General features: G+C 62.6%; 3 protein-coding genes. All 3 read left to right on the top strand.

From position 1 onward, the window contains the following. Positions 1-806 precede the first annotated feature (806 nt). The gene (locus I6U14_RS07130) at positions 807-2285 is read left to right on the top strand and encodes a trimethylamine methyltransferase family protein (protein ID WP_296898054.1); all 1479 of its coding nucleotides are present in this window, start codon (positions 807-809) and stop codon (positions 2283-2285) included. Between the two features lie 30 nt (positions 2286-2315). Then, positions 2316-3791: a trimethylamine methyltransferase family protein gene (locus tag I6U14_RS07125; RefSeq protein WP_296898053.1), complete on the top strand. Its 1476-nt coding sequence runs from the start codon at positions 2316-2318 to the stop codon at positions 3789-3791. 154 nt (positions 3792-3945) lie between these two features. Then, the coding region (locus I6U14_RS07120; protein WP_296898051.1) for an MmgE/PrpD family protein at positions 3946-5243 on the top strand (1298 nt) is incomplete at its 3' end.

Here is a 5243-nt window from a genome sequence, read left to right as displayed (position 1 = left end):
GTATACCAGACGATCACCTCCACGCCAGGCGCGAGCCGCTTCGGCTGCACGTAACACCGGCATCGCGGGTGCGCTGGAGGTGTGCAAATCGCCGGTTGCACCCCCTGAGCCGCCCACGCCTCGGCGTTCGCCTTGGCGTACACCCGCGTGGCCTCCGTGGCCGCGATCATCTCCGCCCGCACGGGATTATTGAAAATCGCCCTTAAACGCCTTCACCGCCTTATCCCGCCACCGTCGCAAATCGTCCTGAGCCGCTTGCTCCGCCACATCAAGCACTGTCCAGGCAGCCTCTTGCACCGCCGCCAGATGTTTGCCATCCGCGCCCGCCTTGGCGGGTAACAGATTCTCCATTGAGAACGTAGGAGGCAAATCCCTGGACGGGTATTGAGTATCCACAGCACATTGGCTCTCAATCCCCACAATTCAAGCACCGTCAAGTCACTCCGCCCATCCGGCAACGGGGGAAGCTGCCAGAATCGCTGCCGCCGCTCATCAATCGTCAGCGTTTCACGCGCCGCCTGGTCTTCTTGTAATTCCAACTCACGGTTAGATGGCTGAATGTCATCGAAGACACCCCGGTACTGCGACCCATAAAATCATATTCCATCCCAGAAGCTCAACATCTAGCTTCTGCACCGTCGTGACAGCCATCTTGCATGCTGCTTGTGCGCTATCGCTGTGATCCAACGGTGTCTACTGAGACCTTGACAGAATATAAGTTGCAATGTATAATATATGTATTATATAAGCTTTACTAATATACGTGGGTGCAGTAGCCAAAAAAGTAAGTGGCCTAAAGGGAAGCAATGACAACTGGATCACGGTCAGTTTCTTGCTCAACGAGCAATAGTGCTTATCTTCGAATTCTCTCTCACGATCAACGCAGGGAGATATATTTGGCTGCTGTTCGGGTGCTTGGTGAAACCGGAATCTTGATTGACAGTCCCCAGGCCCGCGATATCCTGGCCCAAGAAGGCGCACGGATAGAGGCTCCCCGCGTCTATCTCCCCGATCTCCTTGTTGAGGACGCATGCCGCGCTGCGCCGAACAGCTTCACGCTCTACAGCCACCGGGACGAATCGAAGCACCTCAAGATCGAGGCCGGGCAGGGCCGCGTGCATTATGGCCCATCCATCACCGCCACGCACTTCCTCGACCCGCGCACCGGTCAGCGACGACGCTTCTATCGCGATGACGCCGTCTCGGTGGCCCGCGTTTGCGACGCGCTGGATCACATCGACTACGTCGCAGCCCAGGGCACGATCAGCGACGTTCACCCCGATCTCGTCGAGCTCTACGAGTTCGCCACCCTCATCGGCCACAGCGCCAAGCCCGTGATGGCCTGGTCAAACACGCTCGCTGGCTGCCGCGACATTCATCACATTGCCGCTCGCGTCGCCGGGGGCCAAGAGGAGCTGGCAGAACGCCCGCTTTACTTCTTCCTCGGCTGCTCCATCTCGCCGCTCACGATACCGGGGGAAGTGGCCGATCAGTTGATCTATTGCGCTCAACACGGGATCCCCTACGTCTTCGGGCCCTGTCCGATGTGCGGCGCGACGACGCCTAGCACGTTGGCCAGCACCCTGGTGGTGGCGACGGCCGAATGTCTGGCGGCGCTGGTTCTGGCCCAGGTGGTGCGGTCGGGCACGCCCTTCATCATCGGCGGTTCCCTGGGCACGATGGATATGCGAGAAGCCACCATGCCCTACGGTGCCCCCGAACTGTCGCTGCTCTGCGCCGCCGAGACGGCCATCGCCCACGACCTGGGACTGCCCGTCTGGTCCACGGCTGGGGTGAGCGATTCCAAGATCGTCGACGAGCAGGCGGCTATGGAGGGCGGGATGGGCGTCGTCGTGGCGGCCCTCAGCGGCGCGGATCTGATCCACAACGTGGGATTCATCGAGGGCTGCCTCACGGGCTCACTCCAACATTTGATCATGATGGACGAGGCGATCGGTTACGCCAAGCGCGTCCTGCGCGGCGTCGAGGTCACGCCCGAGACCCTGGCTCTGGACTGGATCGACCGCATTGGCCCCGGCGGCAACTTTTTGAGCACCGAGCACACGCTCAGACATTTCAAGAAAGCGTTCTGGTACCCTCGTCTCTTCGACCGGAAGACGCGGGAGGGATGGGAGGAATCGGGGCGCCAAGGGATGGTCGACCGCGTGCAGGCGCGGCTCGACCGCCTATTGGACGCGCCCCCGGTCTCCCTCCTGAGCCCTGCCGTCCAGGCGGATATTGATGACATTCTGACAGCGGCCGAGAGACGGATCGCAGATGGTTGACGTTCAAGCAAAGGAGAAGGAAGGTAAAGTATGAACACAGGAACGAAAGCGAACAGTCGAGATTACGTGCGCCAGATGCCGCCCTTACAGGTGTTCACTGAGGCGCAATTGGAAGAGATCCATTATGCCAGCCTGGAGGTTCTGCGGCGCACCGGCGTGCGCGTCCAGCTCCCGGAGGCGGTCGAACTGCTGCGCGAGGCCGGCTGTCACGTCGACGGCGAGCGGGTGCATATTCCGCCCAGCGTGGTGGAGTGGGCCATTCGCAGCGCTCCCACCCAGGTCACGCTCTGCGACCGGGATGGGAACCCCGCGATCCGGGTCGAGGGGCACAAGCCCCACTATGGCACCGGCAGCGACTGCATTTTTGTCATCGACCCCTACAGCGGCGAGCGGCGGTCCGCCACGCTTCAGGACGTGGCCGACTTCGCCAAGCTGGTCGACGCGCTGCCCAATATGGATTTCGCTATGGGCATGAGCGTGTCCAACGACGTGCCGGAATCAATCGCTGAGATACTCCAGTTCGACGCTATGGTGAGCAACACCACCAAACCCATGGTCTACGCCGTGAACGACCCCAAGAATTTGCGCGTCATCGTCGAGATGTGCGAGGTCATCGCCGGCGGCGCCGACGCATTCCGGCGGAACCCCTTCGCCGTGCTGTTCGGCTGCTCCATCTCGCCCCTGCTCTATTCCGCCGGCCCCACCGAGAGCCTGTTATACACCGCCGAAAAGGGCCTGCCCTACATCCTCGCCCCGACCGCCTCGGCCGGGGGCACGGGGCCGGTGACGCTGCCCGGCTCTCTGGTGCAGATCAACGCCGAGATGCTGGCTGGCCTGGTGATGGCTCAGTTGAAGCGCGAGGGCGTGCCGTTCATTATGTTCGGCGGATGTCCCACGCCCCTGGATATGCAGACCACCATCGCCTCCTACGCCTCGCCCGAATTCCTGTTGTTCCAGATCGGGCTGACCCAACTGCAACACTACCAGAATCTGCCCATCTTCGGGACAGCCGGTTGCTCCGACTCGAAGGTCTTCGATCAGCAAGCGACGCTGGAAGGGACTATGTCGATGCTCATATCCAGCCTCAGCGGCGCGAATCTGATCCACGATGTGGGCTACGTCGAGTACGGCTCCACCTCCTGCTTCGAGCAGGTGGTGACGATGAACGAGGTAGCGGGCGAGATCCGCTTCCTCCTGCGCGGGATGGACGTGGATAGAGAGACGATGGCCGTCGACGTGATAGAAGCCGTCGGACCGGGCGGCGAGTACGTGACCAGCGATCACACCTTCAATCACTTCCGCGATGGCTGGTTCCCCGAGGTAGTCGGCGACCGGAACGTGTATGACAAATGGGTCAGCGAGGGCAGCAAGACGCTGGGGGATCGGGCCAACGAAAAAGTGCGCCAGATCCTGGAGACGCACGAGCCTAAGCCGTTGCCCGACTCGGTGCGGGAGAAGCTGGATGAGATCATGGCCGACGTGAAAGCGGGCGTGGACGCAGGATAAGAAGTGTCTAGCGAGAAATCACCCTGAGCGTGTCGAAGGGTGATTCGAGCGGGTTTGCATCCAGATATCGCCAAAATCACCCTTCGACGGGCTCAGGATGATTTTGGCTTATCTCGAAAAAGGTAAGTTGCTTGGCGAATAATTGGGGAGCGACATGCACGAAGTGACAGAGTTTGTGGTCAACGCCCGCTGGCGCGATCTGCCGGAGGACGTCCAGCGGCAGGCGAAAATGTGTCTGCTCGATAACCTGGGCGTGACGCTCGCCGGGTCGCTGACGCGGGTCAGTCGCATCACGGCCAACTACGCGGCCCGAACCTGGCCCGGCGACGAGGCGACGATCCTCCTGCACGGCCAGCGCTCGTCGCCGGTGGGGGCGGCCTTCGCCAACGGATGGTCGGCCAACGCCATAGACAGCGACGACATCATCCGCTACGCGGGCCACGCGGGCGGGCAGGTCTTTCCGGTCGCCCTGGCGCTGACGGAATCCGAGGGTATGGACGGCGCCCGCTTGCTCACCGCCCTGGTGGTGGGCTACGAGGTCGCCCATCGCGTGGGCCGCTGCTGGCACGACGCCCATGATGTTTATCAATCGGAGGGCGCCTGGGGCTCCGTGGCCTGCGCGGCCACGGCAGCCCATCTGATGGGGTTGGAGCCGAAGCAGGTCGTGGAGGCGCTGGGCATCGCCGAGTATCACGCGCCCAACGCGCCGATGATGGTCGACATCGATCACCCGGCCATGGTCAAGCACGCTATGGGATGGGGCGCGATGAACGGCCTCATCTCCGCCGAACTCGCGGCCGACGGCTTCACGGGCACGCCCAGTATCCTGGGCCAAGAGCGCTACCGGGATTGGGTGAGCGACATCGGTCAGACCTACATCATGGTCGACGGCCTGACCCGCAAGCGGAAGGGCTTCGCCTGCTGCGCCTGGACGCACGGCGCGGCGGAGGGTGCGCGGAAGCTGGCGGATCAACACGGCATCGCGCCGGAGGCGATCGCCGAGATCCAGGTCGAGACCTTCCACGAGGGCTGGCGGCTGGGCGCGGAGCTGCCGACCACGACCGAGGAAGCGCAGTTCAACATGGCCTGGCCCGTGGCCGCTATGTTGCTGGATGGGGAGATCGGCCCGCCGCAAACCTTGGAGCACCGCTTACAGGACCCTGAATTGCAGGGGATGGCTCGCAAGGTCGAACTGATCGAATCGGAGGAACTGAACCGCCTGGCCGAGCTGTTCGAGAAGGGCGACGAGCGCGGGCGCTGGGCCAGCCGGGTGACCCTGGTGCTCGAAGATGGGCGAGCGTTCCGTTCCGGGCTGGAGGATGGCGGGTTCCACTTCCCCACCAGCGTCTGGGGCGAGGAAGAGATCGAGGAGAAGTTCCGCTGGCTGGCCGCCAACGTACTGGACCAGGAGCGCATCGACACGCTGGTCACGACGGCCTGGCAGTTTGAGGA

Origin of the sequence: Thiohalocapsa sp. (genome assembly GCF_019695415.1) — a bacterium.
Lineage (GTDB): Bacteria > Pseudomonadota > Gammaproteobacteria > Chromatiales > Chromatiaceae > Thiohalocapsa.
The sequence above is the reverse complement of the archived record's forward strand: the minus strand, read 5'-3'. Positions and strand labels throughout refer to the sequence as shown.